The organism is Lacrimispora sp. 210928-DFI.3.58 (assembly GCF_020554865.1).
Lineage (GTDB): Bacteria > Bacillota > Clostridia > Lachnospirales > Lachnospiraceae > Enterocloster.
Window position 1 is genome coordinate 1 of sequence record NZ_JAJCIC010000032.1, and the last position, 24,086, is coordinate 24,086.

General features: G+C 49.9%; 21 protein-coding genes and 2 tRNA genes. 21 read left to right on the forward strand and 2 right to left on the reverse strand.

Translation table 11 applies throughout. The features are described from left to right. The first annotated feature begins 174 nt into the window (after positions 1-174). Together LIZ87_RS16960 and LIZ87_RS16965 are read left to right on the forward strand one after the other, a co-directional pair. Positions 175-951, forward strand: a complete 777-nt coding sequence (locus LIZ87_RS16960; RefSeq protein ID WP_178315064.1) for a GNAT family N-acetyltransferase — start codon at positions 175-177, stop codon at positions 949-951. Positions 952-1,007: 56 nt separating this feature from the next. Further along, positions 1,008-2,087 (forward strand): DUF3829 domain-containing protein, encoded by a 1,080-nt coding sequence (locus LIZ87_RS16965; RefSeq protein ID WP_178315066.1) that lies wholly within the window; start codon positions 1,008-1,010, stop codon positions 2,085-2,087. 57 nt (positions 2,088-2,144) lie between these two features. On the opposite strand, the gene LIZ87_RS16970 is transcribed toward LIZ87_RS16965, so the two are convergent. Beyond that, complete coding sequence (locus LIZ87_RS16970; RefSeq protein WP_227148562.1) at positions 2,145-2,684, reverse strand: hypothetical protein; 540 nt, start codon at positions 2,682-2,684, stop codon at positions 2,145-2,147. A 385-nt stretch (positions 2,685-3,069) separates the two neighbouring features. On the opposite strand from LIZ87_RS16970, the gene LIZ87_RS16975 reads away from it, so the two are divergent. From LIZ87_RS16975 to LIZ87_RS16990, 4 genes are all read left to right on the forward strand, one after another. Beyond that, entirely contained in the window at positions 3,070-4,311 is a 1,242-nt protein-coding gene (locus LIZ87_RS16975; protein WP_227148563.1) for a DUF3798 domain-containing protein, read from the forward strand. 162 nt (positions 4,312-4,473) lie between these two features. Beyond that, positions 4,474-6,084: a sugar ABC transporter ATP-binding protein gene (locus tag LIZ87_RS16980; protein WP_178316479.1), complete on the forward strand. Its 1,611-nt coding sequence runs from the start codon at positions 4,474-4,476 to the stop codon at positions 6,082-6,084. Beyond that, entirely contained in the window at positions 6,081-7,946 is a 1,866-nt protein-coding gene (locus LIZ87_RS16985; protein ID WP_227148564.1) for an ABC transporter permease, read from the forward strand. The genes LIZ87_RS16980 and LIZ87_RS16985 overlap by 4 nt, the downstream gene beginning before the upstream one ends. Beyond that, positions 7,939-9,180: an ABC transporter permease subunit gene (locus tag LIZ87_RS16990; RefSeq protein ID WP_227148565.1), complete on the forward strand. Its 1,242-nt coding sequence runs from the start codon at positions 7,939-7,941 to the stop codon at positions 9,178-9,180. The genes LIZ87_RS16985 and LIZ87_RS16990 overlap by 8 nt, the downstream gene beginning before the upstream one ends. Before the next feature lie 117 nt (positions 9,181-9,297). Here LIZ87_RS16990 and LIZ87_RS16995 read toward each other — a convergent pair whose 3' ends face one another. Then, positions 9,298-10,158, reverse strand: a complete 861-nt coding sequence (locus tag LIZ87_RS16995; protein ID WP_178315278.1) for an NAD(P)-dependent oxidoreductase — start codon at positions 10,156-10,158, stop codon at positions 9,298-9,300. 188 nt (positions 10,159-10,346) lie between these two features. Between LIZ87_RS16995 and LIZ87_RS17000 the strand changes: the two genes are divergently transcribed. The 15 genes from LIZ87_RS17000 to LIZ87_RS17070 all read left to right on the forward strand — a co-directional run bounded on the left by LIZ87_RS17000 (position 10,347) and on the right by LIZ87_RS17070 (position 24,082). Next, a complete protein-coding gene (locus tag LIZ87_RS17000; protein WP_227148566.1) occupies positions 10,347-11,069 on the forward strand; it encodes a DUF554 domain-containing protein in 723 nt (240 codons plus the stop codon). A gap of 29 nt (positions 11,070-11,098) precedes the next feature. After that, positions 11,099-12,268, forward strand: a complete 1,170-nt coding sequence (locus LIZ87_RS17005) for an aminotransferase class I/II-fold pyridoxal phosphate-dependent enzyme (RefSeq protein WP_227148567.1) — start codon at positions 11,099-11,101, stop codon at positions 12,266-12,268. A 70-nt stretch (positions 12,269-12,338) separates the two neighbouring features. After that, positions 12,339-12,788 (forward strand): VanZ family protein, encoded by a 450-nt coding sequence (locus LIZ87_RS17010; protein WP_227148568.1) that lies wholly within the window; start codon positions 12,339-12,341, stop codon positions 12,786-12,788. Next, complete coding sequence (gene truA / locus LIZ87_RS17015; RefSeq protein ID WP_227148569.1) at positions 12,785-13,534, forward strand: tRNA pseudouridine(38-40) synthase TruA; 750 nt, start codon at positions 12,785-12,787, stop codon at positions 13,532-13,534. Before LIZ87_RS17010 ends, truA begins: the two co-directional genes overlap by 4 nt. Then, entirely contained in the window at positions 13,531-14,709 is a 1,179-nt protein-coding gene (locus tag LIZ87_RS17020; RefSeq protein WP_178315832.1) for a cation diffusion facilitator family transporter, read from the forward strand. The genes truA and LIZ87_RS17020 overlap by 4 nt, the downstream gene beginning before the upstream one ends. A gap of 58 nt (positions 14,710-14,767) precedes the next feature. Continuing rightward, on the forward strand, positions 14,768-15,310 hold the full coding sequence (locus tag LIZ87_RS17025; RefSeq protein WP_227148570.1) for an RNA polymerase sigma factor: 543 nt from the start codon (positions 14,768-14,770) through the stop codon (positions 15,308-15,310). A gap of 81 nt (positions 15,311-15,391) precedes the next feature. Beyond that, positions 15,392-15,464 (forward strand) — tRNA-Gln (locus LIZ87_RS17030). A gap of 389 nt (positions 15,465-15,853) precedes the next feature. Continuing rightward, positions 15,854-17,038 carry a M20 family metallopeptidase gene (locus LIZ87_RS17035; RefSeq protein ID WP_227148571.1) on the forward strand — a complete coding sequence of 395 codons (1,185 nt, stop codon included), beginning with the start codon at positions 15,854-15,856 and terminating at the stop codon, positions 17,036-17,038. 2 nt (positions 17,039-17,040) lie between these two features. Next, positions 17,041-18,474, forward strand: coding sequence for a YfcC family protein (locus LIZ87_RS17040; RefSeq protein WP_178313289.1), 1,434 nt, complete (start codon positions 17,041-17,043; stop codon positions 18,472-18,474). 98 nt (positions 18,475-18,572) lie between these two features. Then, positions 18,573-18,645, forward strand: a tRNA-Gln gene (locus LIZ87_RS17045). A gap of 101 nt (positions 18,646-18,746) precedes the next feature. Continuing rightward, entirely contained in the window at positions 18,747-19,475 is a 729-nt protein-coding gene (locus LIZ87_RS17050; RefSeq protein ID WP_178314188.1) for an acyl-[acyl-carrier-protein] thioesterase, read from the forward strand. Positions 19,476-19,520: 45 nt separating this feature from the next. Beyond that, positions 19,521-20,354, forward strand: coding sequence for a CvfB family protein (locus tag LIZ87_RS17055; RefSeq protein ID WP_178314185.1), 834 nt, complete (start codon positions 19,521-19,523; stop codon positions 20,352-20,354). 202 nt (positions 20,355-20,556) lie between these two features. Continuing rightward, positions 20,557-21,402 (forward strand): YitT family protein, encoded by an 846-nt coding sequence (locus LIZ87_RS17060; RefSeq protein WP_442912232.1) that lies wholly within the window; start codon positions 20,557-20,559, stop codon positions 21,400-21,402. Positions 21,403-21,737: 335 nt separating this feature from the next. After that, positions 21,738-22,850 carry an ABC transporter ATP-binding protein gene (locus LIZ87_RS17065; protein WP_178313510.1) on the forward strand — a complete coding sequence of 371 codons (1,113 nt, stop codon included), beginning with the start codon at positions 21,738-21,740 and terminating at the stop codon, positions 22,848-22,850. A gap of 143 nt (positions 22,851-22,993) precedes the next feature. After that, on the forward strand, positions 22,994-24,082 hold the full coding sequence (locus tag LIZ87_RS17070) for a PucR family transcriptional regulator (protein ID WP_178313508.1): 1,089 nt from the start codon (positions 22,994-22,996) through the stop codon (positions 24,080-24,082). The last annotated feature ends 4 nt before the right edge of the window (positions 24,083-24,086 follow it).

Sequence of the window (24,086 nt, forward strand, 5' to 3'; positions counted from 1 at the left end):
GTGGAGCACCACCTTGCCAAGGTGGGGGCCGCGGGTTCGAATCCCGTCTCGCGCTTTTTAATATGTGAAAAGGCTTTGATTATATCAAGGCTTTTTTCTTTTTTGTGTTTTCCTGGATGGAAGACACCTTGAAGACATGTTTGATCTTGTTTTAAGGAAAGTCTGGTAGATGATATGATTCAAAGAATTTTTCATGGGGATGATGTTCGTTCCGTATTCGGTGATTGGGAGGAGACGATCATCTGGTCCTGTTTAGATGGAACAATGGGTGAGCTGTATGGCAGGGAAAAACGTTCTGTCATGGCGGCTCTGGGAGATTTTATATTCCTTGCAGGGGAGCCGGACAGGGAGCTGGTGCTGTTTAGGCCGGAAGGCAGCAAGAAGGAATTTGTGATCATGGTTCCGCAGAATGAACAGTGGGCCGCACTGATTGAGGATGTTTATGGGGAAAAGGCCAGAAAGATACAGCGCTATGCTACGAAAAAGGAGCCGGAAGCCTTTGACAGAAAAAGGCTTCAGAGATTGGCTGCCAGGCTGGAGGATGGTTATCTTCTAAAGAATATCGATAAAAGCCTGTACGAGGCCTGCAGGTTATCTGATTGGAGCAAAGATCTGGTATCTCAATTTGCGGATTATGAAGCTTTTTCAAAAACAGGCCTGGGTATTGTGGCTTTAAAAGATGGGAAGATCGTATCCGGCGCATCTTCCTATTCCAGATATAAAATGGGGATCGAGATTGAGATCGATACTGATCCGCTTTTCCGCAGAAAAGGCCTTGCCACTGCCTGCGGAGCCAGCCTGATCTTAGAGTGCCTGGACAGAGGCTTATATCCAAGCTGGGATGCACATAACCTATGGTCAATCGCTTTGGCAGAAAAATTGGGCTACCATCGCAGCGAACCCTATATAGCTTACGAGATATTCTCAACATTCTCTTTTACTTTTCGATGATTTGTAGTAATATGGATAGACAGGATATAAAATCCATGTGCGGAGGAGGATATGTAATGAAAAAGCAGGTAATGGCAGCAGTCTGCGCAGCCGCGATGACCGCATCCATGATAACCGGGTGTGGTGGAGATGGAGAATCCAAGAAGGCCTTTCCGGTAGAGGCATTGACCGCCGAGGAGACAAAAGAGAAGAAGGAAGAGGAGGCCGGTACAGAGTCAGCAGAGGAAGCAGAGGCAAGTGCATTGGAGGAAGAGGCAGCTGATCTGGAGCTGTACAATTTATATATTGATATTAATAATATCATGGTGGATCGCTTCAGTGATGTTATCGCAAGCTATTTTAAATATGTGGATTTCCAGGAGGAATTTGTGCCGTTGGATGAGGACTACTGGTGCCTTTCTTCCGTGAGCACCTTTTATACAAAGATGGATGACGCAAAGGAGCTTGCAGAGCAGAAGAAAGAAAAGGATGAGCTGGATGAAATTTTCCTGTCTCTTTATCCCGCGATGTATGAGCTGGCAACGACTCTGGATGAGGTGGAGGAGTACACCGATATGAAGTCCTATCTGGATGATGACTATGCAAAGGGAAAAGAACTCCATGCAGTCATTTGGAAGGATTATGCGGAGTATGAGACTCTGGGCAATGCATTTTTAGATAAGCTGTCAGCAGTTGCAGCGGAGAGGCGTGAGGCCAGTATGGAGCAGCTGAAGGCAGACGGCTATGAAGCAACCTATGCGATCAACAAAATGATCGACACAGCTCAGGAGATCCAGACTGCGATCTATGAGCAGGGTATTGACGATACCTGCATATTGGAGTTGGATATCGAAGCTCTCCAGGAGCTTTATGACCAATATGTGGAGGAGGTACAGATCTGCCTGGACTATCTGGCAGACGAGGACGGCATGTACGAGGAAGGCTACCCGATCAATTCTGGCTATTTCAGCCTGTTTGATGATGCGATCAAGGAGTCCAAAACAACGCTCACTGAGCTGTTCCAGCGAGTAAGGGAACAGAAGCCGGTGGATGAGTTCATGCTGAGGAGCAGTTTCGCAGAAGATGGTACGATCCAGAAATTTAATGAGACGATATCTGAGATCATTGACGACTATAATAAGATGCTCAGCTATTAAAAAGTAAAGATAGAAAGAAGACAGAGAGTGGAAGCCCCGCCCTCTGTCTTTTTGTCATCAGACCGTATCACCACAGAATACAACGATCTCATCCGGCGTTGTCTGAGCCGGGATGCTGCGCGTTGTGGCGCCGTAGATCACTAACAGCAGCTTTCCTGACAGGACTCCGCCAAAGGGCTGGCCGTTGGGCAGAACAAGCTGGGTCTGGTTGGAAAGGTTTAAACGAAGGGTATCGTCAGAATTTACCAGCTGTCTGCCATAAAAGCTCTGGGTGAAAGTATCCAATGCAGCATAAACGCCTGCAGGAGTGTGGACAATGGCAACTCCCTGATATTGGGGAGGATAGATCAGGGGAACAGGTGCAAGAGTAGAATAAAAGCAGGTAACAGTATCACCTGTGTTTAAGGGCGTATTATGGAAAACATAGGTGGAGCCATCCACGAGGATGTTTACAATGCCCTGATCCTGGCTCTGCAGGGTCAGCATCAGGCCACAGCCGATCTCAGCCGGGTTTGTGCTCTGCCAGTTAATATCAACGATCGTACCTGTTGTTGGTGTGTATTGGGACATAGCAGCCTCCATTTGATCTGTTACCATATCTATATGAAAAAGAGAAGTTATTTGCCAATGATTTTCCAATAGCCATTTCTGGAAAAGGGAAAGAACTTTAGAAAATAAAGTAAGACTGCAGTCTTTTAAAATACTGATTTGATGATTTACTTAAATAAAGCACGAAACTTTAGATAAAAAATTTTTTGAAATATTTATAAAAAACAGAAAATATTATCATTTTAGTTATTATTTGGATACAATTTTTATTAGAAAAGTAAGGAAAATGTAAAAATAAAATATTTTTAGTAGACATAAAGTATATTTTTATGCTATAATGTTTACTATGGTTTTTGCCCATTTATCATAACTTTGTGAAATATTCAAAGGGTGGATAATAGCAGGACCGAAGAAAGTAAAAAGGAGAGAGAGAATGAAAAAAAGATTATTAAGCCTTACTCTGGCAGCTGTAATGGCATTCTCCATGGTAGGATGCGGCTCTAAGACAGCAGCAACAGAGGCACCGACAACTGCAGCACCTGCAGCAGAGACAACAGAAGCAGCAGCTGAGGAAGCTGTAACGGAAGCAGCAGAGGCTGCATCAGAGTCCGACGGCAACTGGAAGATTGCTATTTTAACAGGTACTGTATCCCAGGGCGAGGAGGAGTTCCGCGCTGCTGAGAAGGCATTAGCTACTTATGGCCCAGAGCACATTGTAACTGCAACCTATCCGGACAACTTCATGTCTGAGATGGAGACAACCGTTTCCCAGATCGTATCCTTCGCATCTGATCCTGATGTAAAGGCTATCGTTATGTGTCAGGCAGTTCCTGGTGCAAAGGCAGGTTTTGATAAGGTCCGTGAGATGGGCCGTGATGATATCCTGCTGATCGCTGGTACTCCTCAGGAGGATCCGGCCGTTATCGCGGCAGCAGCTGATATTGTTATGTACGCTGACGAGGCTGCGCAGGGCGACACCATCATGGAGAAGTGCGCTGAGTGGGGCATCGATGTACTTGTTCACTATTCCTTCCCACGTCATATGGCGATGGAGCTGATCGTAGCACGTCATGAGCTGCTTCAGAAGAACGCAGATGCTCTTGGCATTGAGCTGGTTGACGTAACTGCTCCAGATCCAACTGCAGAGGCTGGTCTGTCCGCATCCCAGCAGTTCATCCTGGAGGATGTTCCTCAGCAGTTAAAGAAGTACGAGGGCAAGAAGGTTGCTTTCTTCACCACCAACTGTGGTATGCAGCCATCTCTGCAGGCCGCTTGTCTGGATGAGCCGAATGCTTACTATCCACAGCCATGCTGCCCAAGCCCATACCATGCATTCCCGGCAACTCTGGGCCTTGAGCTGGCTATCGGCGGAGATGACGAGGAAGCATTAACTCAGATCGCTGCTAAGCTGCAGGAGCATGATGCAGTAGGACGTTTCTCTACATGGGCTTCTCCAGTTGCTATGACCATCATCGAAATAGGTGTTGAGTATGCAAAGGCTTACATCGAGGGTGAGGTTGCTGAGAAGAATGATTCCGAGAAGCTGAAAGAGATGTTCAACAACAAGGTTGAAGGCGCTAAAATTGGTTTCTACAAGAATGCAGAGGGTACAGAGTTTGACAACTACTACACCATCCTTCTTGCTCCGATCGATTTCAACGATTATCTGAAATAAATCTTCCATGAGTATGCGAACAGGCTCATCCAACCTGACGGATGAGCCTGGTTTTTTAGAGCGTATTCAAGTACGCTCAAGGATAGCTACCGTACCTGCGCCGGAACATGCAGGCGCACGGGCAGGAAAAACCCCTGCCCGTTGAGAGAAAGGGGTTTTGACATGAACAGTGAATATGTTCTTGAAATGAAGAACATTACGAAACGCTACGGTGAGAATACCGTTCTGAGCGATGTTTCGCTCTCTGTGAAAAAGGGTGAGATCCATGCACTGCTTGGTGAAAACGGAGCAGGAAAGTCCACATTGATGAACATCCTTTTTGGTATGCCGGTGATCCATAATACCGGCGGTTTCGAAGGACAGGTCCTTCTTGACGGAGGAGATGCACATATTCTCTCTCCTCATGATGCGATGCAGAAGGGCATCGGCATGGTACACCAGGAGTTTATGCTGCTTCCTGGATTTACCATTACAGAAAATATCAAATTAAACCGTGAAATCACACATCCTAATCCGGTAAGCCGCGTTCTGGGTAAGAATCTGGAAACCCTGGATATGAAGGCGATGTCAAAGGATGCCCGCAAGGCATTAGACAGCGTGGGCATGAACATTGACGAATTTACGATGGTACAGGGACTGCCTGTTGGATATATGCAGTTCGTAGAAATTGCAAGAGAAATTGATAAAACCGGTATCAAGCTGCTGGTATTTGATGAGCCCACCGCTGTTCTGACAGAGTCTGAGGCAACGCAGCTGATCTCCGTTATGAAGAAAATTTCAGAGAGTGGCATTGCCATTATCTTTATTACCCACCGCTTGGATGAGGTTATCGCTGCCTCCAATAGCATCACGATTCTCCGTGACGGCAAGCTTGCAGCGACCCGCAAGACCAGCGAGACTTCTATTGTGGAGCTGGCAGAGCTTATGATCGGACGAAAAGGGGAAGCTGTGGTAGAAGCAGAGGAGCGTCCGGTGCCATGTGAAAAGGTTGCCCTTCGTGTGAAGGATCTCCATGTAGATATGCCGGGAGAGAGCGTGCATGGTCTTTCCATGGATGTATATGAGGGTGAGATCTTCGGTATCGGAGGTCTGGCCGGACAGGGCAAGCTGGGAATCCCCAACGGCGTTATGGGACTTTATGATGTTTCCGGCGAGGTAGAGCTGTTTGGACAGCCATTGAAGATCGGGGACACAAAGGAAGCTTTGAATGCAGGGATCGCCATGGTTTCTGAGGACCGAAAGGGCGTAGGCCTGCTGTTAGACCGTTCTATCGAGGACAATATTGTATTCAATGCTATGCAGATCCGCGGAGAATACTTGCATAAATTCGGGCCGTTTTCCTTAAAGAACAGTAAGGAGATCCGCAAGCTGGCAGAAAAGATGATCCAGGATCTGGATATCCGCTGCTTCGGGCCGACTCAGTTCTCCGGGACGCTTTCCGGCGGTAATCAGCAGAAGGTATGTATCGCGAGAGCGCTGTGTATGTCGCCAAAGTTTTTGTTCGTATCTGAGCCCACCCGTGGTATTGACATCGGTGCAAAGAAGCTGGTGCTGGAGACATTGGTAAAGCTGAACCGTGAACAGGGGATGACAGTTGTGATCGTTTCCTCTGAGCTTCAGGAGCTGCGCAGCATATCTGACCGCATTGCGATCGTATCAGAGGGCAAGCTGGTGGATATCCTGTCACCTCATGCATCGGATGCGGATTTTGGTCTGGCAATGTCCGGTATCAAGCCCTCTGAGCATATAGAGAAGGGAGGAGTGGAAGCATGACAAAAAGTAAAATAAGAAAACTTCTTTCCATACTCCTCGGCCTTGTGGCTGCCGTGTGTCTGGTGCTGGGGGCTGTCAACCTTCCAAAGCAGAACAATGCGGCCGGTGAGGAAATTCTGCAGAAGCTGCGCATCTATACCCTGCTCAATGCAACAGGAGACAGTGTGGTCGAGAGCTATGTATCGATCGCAAAAGCAGAGGCCCAGGAAGCAGCAAGGGCATCAGGTGGCGGTATGGCAGCGATCCGTGAGGCTGTTGCAAAGGCAGAGGAGGAGACACGTGCCCTGTATTCTGATTCCGCGCAGACAGATTATTCTCAGATCGACACAACAGGTCTTTCAGCAGCCGTCACTGTGTACACCGAGGCTGTAAAGGCTTATGCAGATGCAGAGGCTGAGGCACGTGCTGCCTATGAGGAAGCCCATTACGAGGAAGCCCAGGCCGCTTTGGAGGCAAAGCATGAAGAAATGCTTGCAGCCGGAGAGGAGATTCCTGAGGACGAGGAAGTCGTAGTGGATATGTCCGGCTTTGAACCAACACCGGAAATGATCCAGAAGCTGGAGGAAGCCGGAAAGACTTATGAGAATGTTGGCAAAGAGCTGAAGGCAATCTATCCGGTCCTTACCGATGAGGCGTTAGAGACTCTGGAGGATACTGTTCAGGGAATCTTATATCAGTCCGGCGACAGCTTTTCCACTCAGTATGACCGTTATATGGAGCAGAGCAATGCGCCGAAGACGACCGGGAACAGCCTGATCCGCCATGCGGACGATATGATCTATCTGGCAGTGGCGCTGGTGGTTGTTGCGGTACTTCTGCTGTTTTATGAACTGCTGGTTGCAAAGCTTGGTATCCCCCGTGTTATCATTGGAGTATTCTTTATCCTGCTCTGCTTTATGACACTGTGGTATGACCTGTCCCTGCCGACGCTGCTCAGCAACACGGTTGTCCGTATGGGTATGAACTCTATCATGGTACTTGCCATGGTTCCGGGTATCCAGTGCGGTATCAGCCTGAACCTGGGCCTTCCCATTGGTCTGGTAGCAGGATTGATCGGAGGACTTCTGACCATTGAGCTGGGGATCCCTGGCTGGGGAGGCTTCCTGTTTGCCATTGTGGTCGGTTCCCTGCTGGCTGCAGTCTGCGGTTATCTCTATGGACTGCTGTTAAACCGGTTAAAGGGAGATGAGATGTCCGTAACAACCTATGTTGGATTTTCCATCGTTTCCCTGATGTGTATTGCATGGCTGGTACTGCCCTTTACTTCCCTGAAGCTGCGGTGGCCGCTGGGTACAGGCCTTCGTAACACCATCGGTCTGGATTCTACCAACTTCAAACACATTTTGAATAATTTCCTGGCATTTAATATCGGAAGCTTTGCAGTTCCCACAGGACTGCTGCTGTTCATGGTTCTCAGCTGTGTTCTGGTTTGGCTGTTTACCCGCAGCAAGACAGGTGAGGCCATGCAGGCAGTGGGAAATAATCCACGCTTTGCAGAATCCACGGGTATCAATGTGGATAAGATGCGCATCATCGGAACTGTGCTCTCCACTGTGATCGGTGCCATTGGTATCCTGGTTTATTCTCAGAGCTACGGCTTTATGCAGCTTTATACTGCTCCGAGGCAGATGGGCTTCATAGCAGCATCTGCGATCCTGATCGGCGGCGCTTCCACAAGCCGGTGTAAGATCAGCCATGTGCTGATCGGTACATTCCTGTTCCAGGGTGTTTTGACACTGGGTATGCCGGTTGCGAATGTGCTGGTTCCAGGCTCCACGATTTCGGAGACACTGCGTATCCTGATCTCCAACGGTATTATCCTGTATGCACTGACAAAGTCAGGAGGTGATTCACGTGCGTAATAAATTTGATTTTCGTGAGATACTGCAGAATAATGCAGTTACGATCATGTTCATCGTACTGTGTATCATCTGTCTGATCTGTTCCGGACAGACGGTACCTTATGTGATGTATGAACTGTTTGGCCGTCTGAGCCGAAATGCATTTATCGTACTTGCCCTGATCATCCCGATCATCGCAGGTATGGGTATCAACTTCGCCATCACTATCGGCGCTATGGCTGCTCAGATCGCGGCCCTCTGGGTGATCGAATGGGGAATCACTGGTCTTGGCGGTTTCCTTGTGGCAATGGTGATGACAATGCCGATCGCAGCTTTCTTTGGAATGCTGATCGGCAAGCTGATGAATAAAATGAAAGGGCAGGAGATGATCGGCGGCCTGATCCTTGGCTATTTTGCAAATGGATTGTACCAGCTGCTGTTTTTGTTCATCTTCGGCAACCTGATCCCCTTAAATGCTCCCGGACTGGTCATCAAGGGATCCACCGGTGTGGCAAATACCATTGACCTTTCAACAGAGCGCGGCTTTAAGTATGCCCTGGACGGCCTGCTCCGCGTTCCCTTTGGGACAGCGCTGTACATTGTCTGCGGAGCGATTGCCGTTATTACGGTCATCATGGTCCTGATGAAGAAGCTGGATACCAAAAAGGCAGGGATCCGCATTGGAATATGCGTTGCAGCTGTGGTGCTTTATCAGATCCCGGCTGTGGCAGCCCTGTTTAGTATGGTAACGGTTCCCCTTGTGACCTTCCTGGTAGTAGGTCTTTTGTGCCTGTTTAACAATGCGCTCATGAAGACAAGGATTGGCCAGCAGTTCCGCGCAGTGGGACAGAACCGTACGGTTGCCAATGCATCCGGTATCAATGTGGACCGTGTCCGCGTGATCGCGATCATGATCTCCACCGTGCTGGCAGGCTGGGGCCAGCTGATCTTTGTCCAGAATATGGGTTCCTTCCAGACCTATGGCGCTCACGAGCAGGTCGGTCTGTACGCAGGTGCGGCTATCCTGGTAGGCGGCGCTTCCATTAAGAAGGCGACCAATGGACAGGCACTCCTTGGCTGTATCCTGTTCCATCTGCTGTTCATCGTAGCACCATCTGCAGGTAAGAACCTGTTTGGCGATGCAGCGATCGGCGAGTATTTCCGCGTATTCATTTCCTACGGCGTCATCGCCCTTGCACTGGTAATGTATGCTTGGAGCGGTTCACGTAAGAAGAAAAAGACGGAAGAGTCATAAATGTCAAAATACAGGTGCTGAGTGTCTGCAGCAGCTGCGCACAAAGCACTGGAAAGATAAAAGCAGGATCTGCGGGGAGTGATTCCCTGACAGATCCTGCTTTGTTTTACAGAAGATCTATTTCCCATAATATTTCATCAGAGCCTGTGTACCCAGATCACCCATGCCCTGAGCCTCCAGCTTACGGCAGGCTCCCAGGACCTGATCCAGTACATCCAGGCGTGTCCCCGCTGCAAGGGCTTCCTCAGAGGCAAGGGACATATCCTTGATGAAATGTTTTAAGAAAAAGCCTGGTTCATAGTTGTCATCCAGTGTCTTTGCGGCTACATTTGTCATCTGGAAGCTTCCGGCAGCGCCGGTGCTGATGGAATCCAGCATAAGCCTTGTGTCCAGTCCCACGGCCTTTGCATAGGCAATGGCCTCGCAGGCGCCGGAAAGAGCTCCGGCAATGGCAATCTGGTTGCACATCTTTGTGTGCTGTCCATTTCCGGCCTTCCCTTCATAGCGGATCGTCTTTCCCATGGCTTCCAATACAGGAAGGCAGCTGTCAAAGACCTCCTTGTCGCCGCCGGCCAGGATCGTGAGAGTTCCGGCCTTTGCGCCTGCGTCTCCTCCCGTGACCGGGGCATCCAGGGCATGGAGTCCCAGGGCCTTTGCCTCCTCATAGATGCGGACAGCCAGCTTAGGGCTGGTGGTGGTCATGTCGATGATAACAGTGCCCTTTGCGCAGTTCTTTAAAATTCCATTCTCCCCAAAATATACTTCCTCTACATCCTTTGGATATCCAACAATGGTAATGACAATATCGCGTCCGGCGGCACACTCCGCCACGGAATCGCACCATAGTGCTCCCTCTGCCACTACATCCTCGGCTTTCGCCTTTGTGCGGTTGTAAACGGCTACCTCATGGCCGGCCTTCATTAAATTCCTCACCATGGATTTTCCCATGATTCCAATTCCGATAAATCCGATGTTCATTGATCTCCTCCTGATAGTTAGTAATTTTATTGTAATTTAGAAGAAAGGTAAAATCAATGGGCAAGTCCAAAATAGATCCGGTAAAAATATGGAGACTTGCCATATTGATTTTTTCGTGCGATATACTATAATAGAAACAATGGACTTTTTTAGGAAAGAAAAGTCAGAAAAACAGGCAGGTATCAAACATGACAGGATTAGGAACAATTGTAAATATGGCGGCTATCTTGATCGGCAGCGCAGCGGGGCTGCTGTTAAAAGGAGGGCTTCCAAAACGGTTTCAGGACACCATAACAGGAGGGGTGGGGCTCTGCACCATCTTTATAGGGGCCACAGGTGCCCTGAGCGGCCTGCTGTCCGTGAAGGGCGCGGGCTTTGAGACGAGGGACACCATGCTTATGATCGGCTGCATGGTGGTTGGAGCAGCCATAGGGGAGTGGATGAATATTGAAGATAAGCTGGAGCGGACCGGAGAGTGGTGTAAGTCGAAAATCCCGGCAGGCCATGCAAGCTCCACCTTTGTGGATGCCTTTGTCACCAGCTCCCTCATGTACTGCGTGGGGGCCATGGCGATCGTGGGAGCCTTAGAGGACGGCCTAAGCCACAATTACACTACCCTGTTTGCAAAGTCCATCATGGACGGAGTGCTGTCGGTGGTATTTGCCGCGGCAATGGGCATTGGCGTGGCATTTTCTATGATTCCGGTGGGAATCTACCAGGGAGGGATCACGCTGCTTGCAGGCGTGGTGAAGCCGTATCTCACAGAGCTTATGATCGGGCGGATGTCCTGTATCGGCTCTATTTTGATCTTTGCCTTAGGGCTTAACCTGACAACGGGAAGCCGGATCAAGATCGGGAACATGCTTCCGGCGGTGTTTCTGCCCATTATTGTATGTCTGGCAGGATTTTAAATAGATAATCAGGAAATGAGGTTTTTAAAATGAAATTTGCAAAGAGGATGGACCGCTTTGGGGAAGGCATTTTTTCAAAGCTGGCAGAAATGAAAAAACAGAAGCTGGCAGCAGGGGAGGAGGTCATCGACCTAAGCATCGGCGCCCCCAATATCCCGCCTGCGGCCCATATTACAGAGGCGCTGTGCAAAGCAGCGGCAGACCCGAAAAACTATGTCTATGCCATAAGCGATACAAGGGAGCTTTTGGAGGCAGTGTCAGGGTGGTATGAGAGACGTTATGGGGTAGAGCTTGATCCTGAGACGGAGGTCTGCTCCCTTTTGGGTTCCCAGGAGGGTTTGGCCCACATTGCCCTTTCCATCGCAGATGGAGGAGATGTGGTATTGGTTCCGGATCCATGCTATCCGGTATTTGGTGACGGTCCCCAGATCGCAGGTGCAGAGCTTGTCTATATGCCGCAGAAAAAGGAAAATGGCTATATCATCCAGCTCAAGGATATCCCGGAGGATGCGGCGAAGAGGGCAAAGCTCATGGTGGTGTCCTACCCCAACAATCCCACGGCGGCTATGGCGCCGGACAGCTTTTATGAGGAGCTGATCGCATTTGCAAAGAAATACGATATTATCGTGCTCCACGACAATGCCTACAGCGATCTGGTATTTGACGGAAGGACCTGCGGAAGCTTCCTGCGTTTCCCAGGGGCAAAAGAAGTGGGGGTGGAATTTAACTCCCTCTCAAAGACCTACGGTCTGGCAGGGGCAAGGATCGGCTTCTGCCTGGGAAACAAAGAGGTGGTTTCAAAGCTGAAGCTGTTAAAATCCAATATGGACTACGGCATGTTCCTTCCGATACAGAAAGCGGCTGTGGCGGCTATTACCGGGGATCAGTCCTGTGTGGCTGTGACGCGGGCAGCCTACGAGACCAGAAGGAATATTATGTGCGATGGCTTTTCCTCCATTGGCTGGAATATGGAGCGTCCGGCAGCCACCATGTTCGTGTGGGCGGCTATTCCGGAGAACTTCAAGACCTCGGAGGAGTTCGTGATAGAGCTGGTGGAAAAGGCAGGCGTCATGGTAACACCGGGAAGCGCCTTTGGGCCCTCCGGGGAAGGCTTTGTCCGCCTGGCCCTTGTACAGGATGAGGAAATGCTTCATAAGGCCATAAAGGCTGTGAAGGAAAGCGGCATACTGCCGGATTAGAATGTTATGACAGAGGGATTCGCAGAACGGCCTTTCCTGCCGGTCTGCGAATCATAGTATAAAGGAGCCTATGGACAGAAAAAAGGTTTGGTATATTCTTTTGATTGCCTATGTGTGCATGATCTACGGAAATTCTCTGATGCCCGCAGATATTTCCTCTATGGAAAGCGGTCATTTTTTAGAAATGCTGCTTAAGCTTTCCTCTCAGGCAGGACTTGAGCTTTTCTGGCTGACAGAGCATATCGTGAGAAAGTGGGCCCATTTTACCGAGTATGCGGGCTTGGGAATCCTTCTCATTATGAGCTTTTCTGTGTGGAGGAGAGGGGAGAGAAAAGGGCTTCGGGCAGCGGTGGAGCTGGGAGCAGCGGTTCCCTTTGTGGATGAGACCATCCAGCTGTTTGTGAGGGGACGTTCCGGGCAGATATCGGATGTATGGCTGGATATGTGCGGTGTGGCGGCAGGAATGGCTGTGACAATGTGGCTTATGGGCAGAAAAAAAGGGGGTTGGCGGGAAACGTGAACTACAGGATAGAGCTGGCCTATGACGGCAGCAGATACGATGGATGGCAGAAGCAGGGGAATACGGAGAAGACGATCCAGGGAAAGCTGGAGGCTGTTTTGGAGAAAATGGCAGGATGCCCGGTAGAGGTCCACGGCTCCGGCAGAACGGATGCCGGGGTACATGCAGAGGCCCAGGTAGCGAATTTCCATTTGGGACCGGGATCTTCTGCGGAGGATGTTATGGTATATTTAAACCGTTACCTGCCGGAAGATATCTGCATCACAGACTGCCGCATAGCAGCCCCAAGATTTCACAGCCGCTTCCATGCAGTGAGGAAGACCTACCGCTATCAGATCGAGATGGGACCCAAGAAGGATGTCTTTCAGCGGGGATATTATTACGGTCTGGGAAGGGCCCTGGATGTGGAACAGATGAAAGCGGCAGCTGCCAGGCTGGTGGGAACCCACGATTATAAGAGCTTCTGCGGTAATAAAAATAGGAAGAAATCCACGGTGCGCACCATTGAAGAGATACGCTTTGAGAGGCCGGATGACACAAAGCTCCATATACGGTTTACGGGAAACGGTTTCCTCCAGCAGATGGTGCGCATCCTGACGGGGACGCTCATCGAGGTGGGCTTAGGAGACAGGAGGCCGGAGGAGATGGATGTCCTTTTAGTAGCAGGGGACAGAAAGGCTGCCGGATTCACAGCCCCGGCGCAGGGCCTGTTTTTGGAAAAAGTAGAGTACGGTGAGGAAACATGACAGAATTATTGGTTAAGCGTTTTGTAAAGAATTATGAGCAGGTGGAGGACGCCGGAGTGCGGACGTCCTACGGCACCCTCGCAAGCATGGTAGGGATCTTCTGCAATATCCTGCTGTTTTGCGGAAAGCTGTTTATCGGTGTGCTGGTAAACAGTATTTCTGTTATGGCAGATGCATTTAACAATCTGTCAGATGCCGCCTCCTCCATCATAGGCTTTGTGGGCGTGAAGATGGCAGAAAAGCCGGCGGATGATGACCATCCCTTTGGACATGGGAGGATCGAATACATAGCGGCCTTTATCGTGGCCTTCCTTGTCATTCAGGTGGGCTTTTCCCTGTTTAAGACCTCTCTGGGAAAGGTGTTCCACCCGGAGACATTGACCTTTAAATGGGTATCGCTCCTGATACTGGTCCTTTCCGTCTGCGTGAAGCTGTGGCTCTCAGCCTTTAACAGAAGGCTGGGGAACAGGATCAACTCCAAAGTCATGCTGGCTACGGCAGCAGATGCTATGGGGGACGTGGCAACAACCTCCTCCACCATTCTGTCCATTGGTGTGTATGGCCTTCTGGGATGGAATATTGACGGCATTGTAGGTCTTGTGGTGTCTGTGGTGGTTATGATCGCAGGCGTCAATATCGCGAAGGATACCCTGGCTCCTCTGATCGGCGAAGCCATTGATCCTGAGCTTTACAATCAGATCACTAATTTTGTGGAGGGTTTTGACGGGATCGTCGGGACACATGACCTGATCGTCCACAATTACGGTCCGTCAAAAAGCATGGCCTCCATCCATGCAGAGGTCCCCAATGACCGGGATATCGAGATCTCCCACGAGATCATTGACCGGATCGAGCGGGAGGCTTACAGAAGGTTTGGACTGATGCTGGTGATACACATGGACCCTGTGGAGACCCATGATGAGCGGGTGCTCCAGTTTAAATCCATGGTGCTGGAGGTATTAGGGGAAATCGACAGCCGCTTAAGCTTTCACGATTTCAGGATGGTGGACGGAGTGGAGCGCATCAATCTGATCTTTGACCTGGTAGTGCCCAGGGAATATAAGCCGGATATTCTGGGCAAACTGAAGGTAAGGATCAGCGATGAGGTGCGCAGGCGGGATAAGAGGTGCGTCTGCGTTATCACCATAGAAAACAGCTTTTTATCAGGCGCATAGAGCGGGCTGCCAGGGCCCCTCTGGCGTCCGGCAGGCAGGAGAAGGGCTGGTCCCCGGAATGGGGGTGCTTCACGTGTCACAGGAGGAAATGATCAAGGCCATAGGAGAAGGAGACAGGGAAGCCTTCCGCCAGTTTTACCAGGAAACGGCCCGGCCTCTCTACAGCTATATCCTGTCCCTGACCAAAAGCCCCCATGAGGCCGAGGACCTGATGCAGGAGGCATATTTGAGCGTGTGGACAAAGGCAGGCTCCTATGTGCCCCAGGGAAAGCCTATGGCCTGGCTCTTTACCATTGCAAAGAACCTGTGCTATATGCGTTTCAGAGAGCAGAAGAGCCGTTCCCACATTGGATTAGAGGAGCTGGAGGGCCGGGAGGAGGGGATGGTATGCGAGTCCTTAGAGCAGGCAGCAGACCGCCGTGTGCTCTTAGATGCCTTGGAAAAGATCAGCAGGCAGGAGCGCCAGATCGTGCTCCTCCACGCAGCCGCCGGCATGAAGCACCGGGAGGTGGCAAAGGCTCTTAAGCTTCCCCTTGCCACAGAGCTCTCAAAATACAACCGCTCCATGAAAAAGCTCCAAGAGATACTGGGAAGGAGATAGTTGGAAAGAAAAAGGAAAAAACTTGTAAAAAGTGCTTGACGAAAAACCGTTTCTATCGTATAATATATTTTGTTGTGTTAATGGGCTATCGCCAAATGGTAAGGCAACGGACTCTGACTCCGTCATTTTCAAGGTTCGAATCCTTGTAGCCCAGTTTTTAAGACCTTCTCGAAGAGAGAGGGTCTTATTTTTATCCGGGCTTTTGCGTACATCTGTGCAAACCGGAATCTATGTTTTCGCTGATTCAAAGAGTTGTTCTACGGTTTCTTTCTGCATACAGTTCTTTCATTCCCAACGTGTGATAGCGATCTTTACATATTTTCAGATAGTCACTTCCGATATGACGTATTACCAGTTTTACATGAGCATGGCTTCCAGAAATGGAAAAAGGGGCGGAGCCGCTGGCACTGGGAGGCCCAGAGAGAATGTCCGCCGGGCGCATGCAGGTTTGCTATAAAAAAGCTTGCCATTGCTTTTGGGATGCAGTATGATAAAGTGGTAATTTGCTAATATGATATGTCAAAATCAAGAGGAGAGAATGCGATGGAATCATATATGGAGCCAATCCGCCAGTACATTGAAGCCCACAGGGAAGATATGATCCGTTTTTGGGAAAAACTGGTGAATATGCAGGGCAGTTCCAGGGAAAAGGAAAAGGTCAACCGGGTGATGGATTTTCTGAAGGAGAGCTTTGAGGCAGAAGGCCTTGCCTGCCGTCTGGAGGATTCCCAGGGGAATGCCAATGTGCTGATCGTCGTAGACGGCCCTGACAGGCCGGGAAGGCCTGTTATCCTAAGCGGACATGCAGATACTGTTTTTCCGGAGGGCAGCTATCCGGAGGATCCATTCCGCATAGAGGACGGAAAGGCATACGGTCCGGGGGTGATCGACATGAAGGGCGGCATTACCATCATGCTTTATGCAGTCAAAGCCCTCCATTATCTGGGCTATGGGGAAAGGCCGGTCAAGATCATCCTAGTGGGAGATGAGGAGATCGGACATACAGGCTCCATCAGCAGCCGGATCCTGATGGAGGAGGCAAAGGGGGGCCTGTGTGCCTTTAACATGGAGATCGGAAGGCCGGACAACTGTCTCACCACTGGGCGCAAGGGCGGTGTGGACTGTCACGTTACCGTCCATGGCGTAGGCGGTCATGTGGGGAATGATTTCCTGAAGGGAAGGAATGCCATTGCAGAGATGGCTTACAAGATCCCCCTTCTCCAGAACCTTACCAGGTATGAGGAAGGGGTAGTAGTCAGCGTGGATGTGATCCATGGTGGGACAGTGTCCAATGTGGTTCCGGATCTGTGTGAGGCAGAGTTGGATATCCGTTATAACAGGGTCAGTGATATGGATCCCATATGCCAAAAAGTGAGGGAAGTGTGCAGCCGGACATTTATCGAAGGAACCAGAACGGAAGTGGAATTTCTGTCCCCCATGCCGGCCTTTGAGGAGACAGAAGCCAATCACCGCCTGTTAGATTACGTCAACGGAGTGCTTACTAAGAATGGATTCCCGCCCTTTGGCTCCATTTTTGTGGGGGGCAATTCAGACGCCTCGTTTTTGGCAGCGGCAGGAGTCCCTACGGTGTGTTCCTTTGGAGTGGTGGGAACAGGAGCCCACACAAAGGAGGAATGCGCTGTGGTGGATTCTCTGTTTGAACGGACTAAGATGGTCACGGCAGCGATCATGGAGATCAATGATTACGAAGCAAACTGGAGGAAATGAGGATGAGTATCTTTTCATCAAAGAAAAAGCAGGGTCAGCCAAAGGGGGGAAGCTCCTTTAAGGCGCCAAATCCGATCATTATTATTGCGTGCATTATCCTGATCAGTGCGGTTGCGAGCTATATTATCCCGGCTGGTGTTTATGACCGCATAGAGGATCCGGGTACCGGGCGGATGGTGGTGGATCCGTCTACCTTCCATTATACGGATCAGAATCCCACAGGACTTATGGAGCTGTTTACCTCCGTCACCCTCGGTATCCAGGGGGGAAGCAGCATTATCGCCTTTCTCTTTCTTGTGGGAGGTTCCCTGGGCATCCTGTCGGCTACGGGAGCGATCAAATCCGGCCTGGGCACCCTTGTGAAAAAAATGAAGGGTCGGGAGCTTTTGATGATCCCGGTCATCATGATCGTCTTTTCCATCTGTTCTACCCTGGCGGGCTGTAATGAGGAATATCTGGCCTTCCTGCCTCTTCTCATTACAGTGTGCATGGCTGTGGGCTTTGATTCCATCACTGCCCTGGCCCTGGTGTTCTGTTCTGTGGGAGCAGGCTATGGGGCGGGCTGCACCAATGCCTTTACCGTAGGTGTTGCCCAGGGGATCGCAGGACTTCCCACCTTTTCCGGGCTGGGATACCGCATGCTCCTTTTCGCAGTGCTTGTGGTTATCAATATCGCCTATGTGATGCGCTATGCCCTGAAGGTAAAGAAGGATCCCCGGTCCAGCGCGATGTATGAATACGACCAGACCAGGACGTTAGAGCTGGATATGACGGAGATCGAGCCTCTGACTGCCAGGCAGAAGGTCTGTCTGGCAGCCCTGGCAGTTACCTTCATCTGCCTGATCGTGGGCGTTATCAAGTTCGGATTCTACATGGATGAGATCTCCGCCTTGTTCCTCATCATGGGGATCGTCACAGGGGTCATCGGAGGCCTGAATGCGCGGGAAATGGCAGATAGCTTTGTCTCCGGCTGCAAGGGCATGATGCTCCCCTGCCTGATGGTGGGCCTCTGTAAGGCAGCCACCATTCTCTTGACCGATGCAAGTATCATGGATACCATCGTACATGCCCTTGCAGGGATTCTGAACCACTTCCCGTCTTCCCTGACTGCCTTCGGCATGTTTATCGTACAGGACCTGTTCAATATCCTGGTGCCCTCCGGCTCCGGCCAGGCGGCGATCACCATGCCGATCATGGCGCCTCTGGCAGATCTGGTAGGCGTTACCAGGCAGACAGCTGTATTTGCCTTCCAGTTCGGCGATGCATTTACTAATGCGGTCACCCCGGCCAGCGGTATGACCATGTCCTGTCTGGCTTTGGCAGCGGTCCCATATAAAAAATGGTTTAAGTTCATCATTCCGCTGATCGGCCTATGGTGGATCGTGGCATTCTGCTTTCTTATGTATGCCACTATGACAGGGATCGGGCCATTTTAATTTCATTGGATATAAAATTAAAAAAGTGCTTGACGAATTGCCATAATATGAGTATAATAATCTTCGCAGTCGCAAGTAAGGCTGCGAAGAATAAACAATGGGCTATCGCCAAATGGTAAGGCAACGGACTCTGACTCCGTCATTTTCAAGGTTCGAATCCTTGTAGCCCAGCTTAGAGATATCCCGCAGGTAAAGCCTGTGGGATTTTTTTCTAGCTAGTCTTGCGTGAGAGGGAAAGGACATGGTATCATAGCGTCAGGAGGCCGGAGAATATGTATACATTTAACAGCAGGGTGCGCTACAGCGAGACAGATGAATACGGACGCCTCAGCGTGCTGGGCATCATCAATTATATGCAGGACTGTAGTACGCTGCAGTCAGAGGATGCAAAGGTGGGCGTGGGATTTTTGGATCAGAATCACAAGGCCTGGCTTCTGTCCTCCTGGCGGATCAACATTGACCGGTATCCAAAGCTGGGAGAGGCGATCACCGTAGGTACATGGCCCACTTCATTTAAAGGGATCTACGGCTACCGGGATTTCGTACTCAGGGACAGAACCGGGGCTGATCTTGTGAGAGCCCATTCTATCTGGTTTTTATATGATACAGAAAGGCAGACACCCATCCGGGTACAGCCGGAGGATACAGCGCCCTATGGCAGGGAGGAAGCGCCTCTGGCGTTAGACCCGTCGCCCAGAAGGCTGTCTGTCCCTGAACACTTTAGGGCAGGAGAGCCGGTCCAGATCGCACGCCATCATTTGGATACCAACCACCATGTGAACAATGCCCAGTATGTGGATATGGCAAGGGAAGCCATCCCCCAGGGTCTGACGATAAGAGAGATCCGGGCGGATTACAAAAAGGCAGCGCTGCTGGGAGACATCGTCCTCCCGTCCGTCACAGAGGAGGAGGACGGCTGGTGGACCGTGGCGTTGAAAAATACGGCAGGGGAGGCCTATGCGGTGATCCAGCTCTTGACAGAGCCGGTGCAGTGCATGTAGGAACCGCCGCCATTGCCGGAGATGATAAACAGAGGGAGTAAATATATGATCGAATTAGGAAAGATACAGGAGCTGGAAATAGTCAGAAAAAAAGAGTTTGGCGTATATTTAAGCGAAAAGCCGGGAGATGAGGCAGCTGTCCTCCTGCCCAGAAAGCAGGTGCCGGAGGGTGCTGACATTGGGAGCAGAGTGACCGTGTTCATCTATAAGGATTCTGCAGACAGGCTGATCGCTACCACCAGCACGCCGAGGCTGCAGCTGGGAGAGACGGCCAAACTGGAGGTCAAGGAGGTTTCCAGAATAGGGGCATTTCTGGACATGGGTCTGGAGAAGGATCTTCTGCTTCCCTTTAAGGAGCAGACACATCCCGTGCGAAAAGGGGAAAAATGCCTTGTAAGCCTCTATGTGGACAAGAGCCACAGGCTGGCAGCCACCATGAGGGTGTATTCCCACATGAGCAGCCAGTCACCCTATAAGGCCGAGGACTGGGTGGAAGGTACGGTATATGAGATCAATCCGTCCATAGGTGCCTTTGTGGCGGTGGATAACAGATATTACGGCCTGATCCCACAGAAGGAGATTTTCGGCAAGGTGCGGGAGGGCGAGACCGTACAGGCCAGAGTCGTGCGGGTGAGAGAGGACGGGAAGCTGGATCTGTGCCTGCGTCAGCGGGCCTATGTGCAGATGGGAGCAGATGCAGAGGCCGTTCTGAAGGTGCTGGAGGAATTTGACGGGGTGCTCCCGTTCAATGACAAGGCAAAGCCGGAGATCATCCAGAGAGAGTTCGGCATCAGCAAGAATGCTTTTAAACGGGCCGTAGGACGCCTGCTGAAGGAAGGAAAGATAAGGATCACGGAAAAGACCATTGAGCGCGTATAAGCATTTTTGAAACGCACAGGGGGACGTATAGAACAGGCCCGCAGGAAGCATACTTTATACACGGATAAGCTGCCGCAAAAGGTGTCAGGGGCCTTTGCGGCAATTGCTTTTTTGTTGCGCCAGGAAACTCCTCTGAAGCATCCGGTGCAACAAAAAAACAGACAGAACAGAAGCGGCAGAGTGCCGGGAAAGGACGAAAGACATGAAAATGAAAAGTACATTCAGGGAGTATATGGCCATTATTGCGGGTACATTTCTGATCGGCTTTGCCATTAAAAATATTTTTGATCCGGTGAGTATGGTAATAGGCGGAGTGTCAGGCGTTTCCATCATTGTCAAGGAGCTGTGGGGACTCCCGCTGTGGCTTACGAATACGGCCCTCAATATCCCTCTGTTTCTAGCGGCTTACTTTATTATGGGATGGACGTTTATCAAGCGCACCCTGTTCTCCACCCTGACATTGTCCTTTTCTCTCTATGTGCTCCCGGAGGTTTCCTGCATTGGCGGGGATATTCTCCTTGCCGCGCTGTTCGGAGGGATCTTAAGCGGCCTGGGAACAGGACTTGTGCTCTTAGGCGGGTGTACTACAGGAGGCACGGACATGCTGGCGGTGCTGATACAGCGGCGGCTGCGCCACTACACCATGGCTCAGATCATGCAGGTTTTGGATGGCTTTATTGTGGCTGCGGGTGCCGGTATATTTGGGATTCCCACGGCTCTCTATGCCCTCATTGCGATCTTCTGTAATTCTAAGGTGACAGACGGCCTGATCGAAGGATTGAAATTCTCCAAACAGGCCTACATTATTTCTGACTGCTACCAGGAGATCGCAGGTGCCATCATGGAGCGCATGGGAAGAGGTGTCACCAGCCTGGAGGCCAGAGGAATGTATACTAATCAGGAGAAAAAAATGCTTTTCTGCGTTGTTTCCAAGAAGGAGATCGTGCAGATCAAGGAGATCGCAGCGGAGTTTGACCCCAGGGCCTTTGTGATCGTCAGCGATGCCCGTGAGGTTTTCGGCGAAGGCTTTATTACTGCGAAGCAATAATTGAGCGGGGATGAAAATAGTTGTGTGTGGGACAAGATTGATAAAAAAATAGGAGTATTTCAGCGAAATCCGGGGGTTATTTTCATAAAATAGCCAAAAATAACCTCCCCTCCCATGGGATGAAGGGGAGGTCTTAACAGTTTCAACAAAAACAAAAGGAAAAAAATTGCGAAACTTTGTGATTTCCAGCATTTTTTTTTGGCGGTATACAATTTAGCTAAAACCAAAAAATGTATTTTGTGGATTTACAATATGGAAAGAAAATGGACTTTCAGGTATGATATAGACAGTTACAAATGAGGCACAATGAAAGTGTATTAGGAGGAAAAAACAGAATGTCTAGTTTATCTTTAAGGAATGTTACTAAGAAATACCCCAACGGTTTCGTTGCAGTGAAGGAATTCAATCTGGAAATCGCTGATAAGGAATTCATCATCTTCGTAGGTCCTTCAGGATGTGGTAAGTCCACCACTCTTCGTATGATCGCAGGTCTGGAAGATATCTCCTCCGGCGAATTATACATTGACAATAAGCTGGTAAACGATGTTGAGCCTAAGGACAGAGACATCGCAATGGTATTCCAGAACTACGCTCTGTATCCACATATGTCCGTATATGATAACATGGCATTCGGACTGAAATTAAGAAAGACTCCAAAGGATGAGATCGACAAGAAGGTGCATGATGCAGCTAAGATCCTTGACCTGGAGCATTTGTTAGACCGTAAGCCGAAGGCTCTTTCCGGTGGTCAGAGACAGCGTGTAGCTATGGGACGTGCTATCGTCCGCAGCCCCAAGGTATTCCTGATGGATGAGCCGCTGTCCAACCTGGATGCTAAGCTGAGAGGCCAGATGCGTGTTGAGATCTCCAAGCTTCATCAGAGACTGGAAACCACCATTATCTACGTTACACATGACCAGACAGAGGCTATGACCCTTGGTACCAGAATCGTTGTTATGAAGGATGGTATCGTTCAGCAGGTAGACAGCCCACAGAACCTGTATGATAAGCCATGCAACAAGTTCGTTGCCGGATTCATCGGAGCTCCTCAGATGAATATGATCGACGCTCAGGTCGGCAAAGCAGGCACAGACATCACCCTGACCTTCGGCGGACACACGGTAGCACTGCCGGCTGACAAAGCGAAAAAGCTGGAAGCAGCAGGTTATGTAGGCAAGGTTGTTACCCTGGGTATCCGTCCGGAAGATCTGCATGATGAGGATGCATTCTTAGCTTCTTCTCCAAAGAGCGTATTTGATGCAACCATCCGTGTATATGAGATGTTAGGTTCTGAGGTTCTTCTGTACTTTGATATTGATGATGCAAACTTCACCGCCAAGGTAAATCCGCGTACCACCGCAAGACCTGGTGATACTGTAAAGCTGGCTATGGACCTTGAGAAGATACATATTTTCGACAAGGACACCGAGAATGTTATCCTGAACTAATCCTTTGGGATCAGAGCTCAGACTGCTATTGTAAAAAAGGGCAAGAGAGGTTACAACTCTCTTGCTTTTTTTGTAAAATTGCATTAAAATATGAAAATAGGGATAATGGAAACTCCGAATACATCAAAAAAGGAGAGTAGAGAATGATTTCAAATCAGATACTTCAGACGACACTGGACGGATTAAAGGCAATTACAAGAATTGATTTAGGTATCTGTGACACAGAGGGAAAGGTGCTTGCGTCCACTTTTACAGATGCAGAAGAATCAGAGAGTTCGATTCTGGTATTCGTGGATTCTCCGGCAGACAGCCAGGTGATCCAGGGCTATCAGTTCTTTAAGGTATTTGATGAACACCAGCTGGAATACATCCTTCTTGCAAAGGGAGCCAGCGATGACGTATATATGGTTGGAAAGCTGGCGGCCTTCCAGATCCAGAACCTTCTTGTTGCATATAAGGAGCGCTTTGACAAGGATAACTTTATTAAGAACCTGCTGCTGGACAACCTGCTGTTAGTTGACATTTACAACCGTGCGAAGAAGCTCCACATTGATACCGATGTGAAGCGCGTGGTATTTATCATCGAGACACACAATGAAAAGGATGCCAATGCCCTTGAGACAGTCAGAAGCCTCTTCGCAGCAAAGACAAAGGACTTCATCACAGCCGTGGATGAGAAGAATATCATCCTGGTAAAGGAGGTCCGCCCAGGGGAATCCTACGGTGATCTGGACAAGACAGCCAACACGATTCTGGATATGATGAACACAGAGGCCATGACGAAGGTACGTGTAGCCTATGGTACTGTGATCGGCGACATCAAGGAGGTGTCACGCTCCTACAAGGAGGCGAAGATGGCCTTAGATGTAGGCAAGATCTTCTATGCCAGCAAGAATGTGATCGCATATAACAACTTAGGTATCGGACGTCTGATCTACCAGCTTCCGATCCCGCTGTGCAAAATGTTCATCCGCGAGGTGTTTGACGGCAAGTCACCGGATGAGTTTGACGAGGAGACACTGGCTACCATCAACAAGTTCTTTGAGAACAGCCTGAACGTATCCGAGACCTCCAGGCAGCTCTACATCCACCGCAACACCTTAGTATACCGTCTGGACAAGCTGCAGAAGAGCACCGGACTGGATCTGCGCGTGTTTGAGGATGCCATTACCTTTAAGATCGCCCTTATGGTTGCCAAATACATGAAGTATATGGAAAGCCTGGACTATTAAGAGG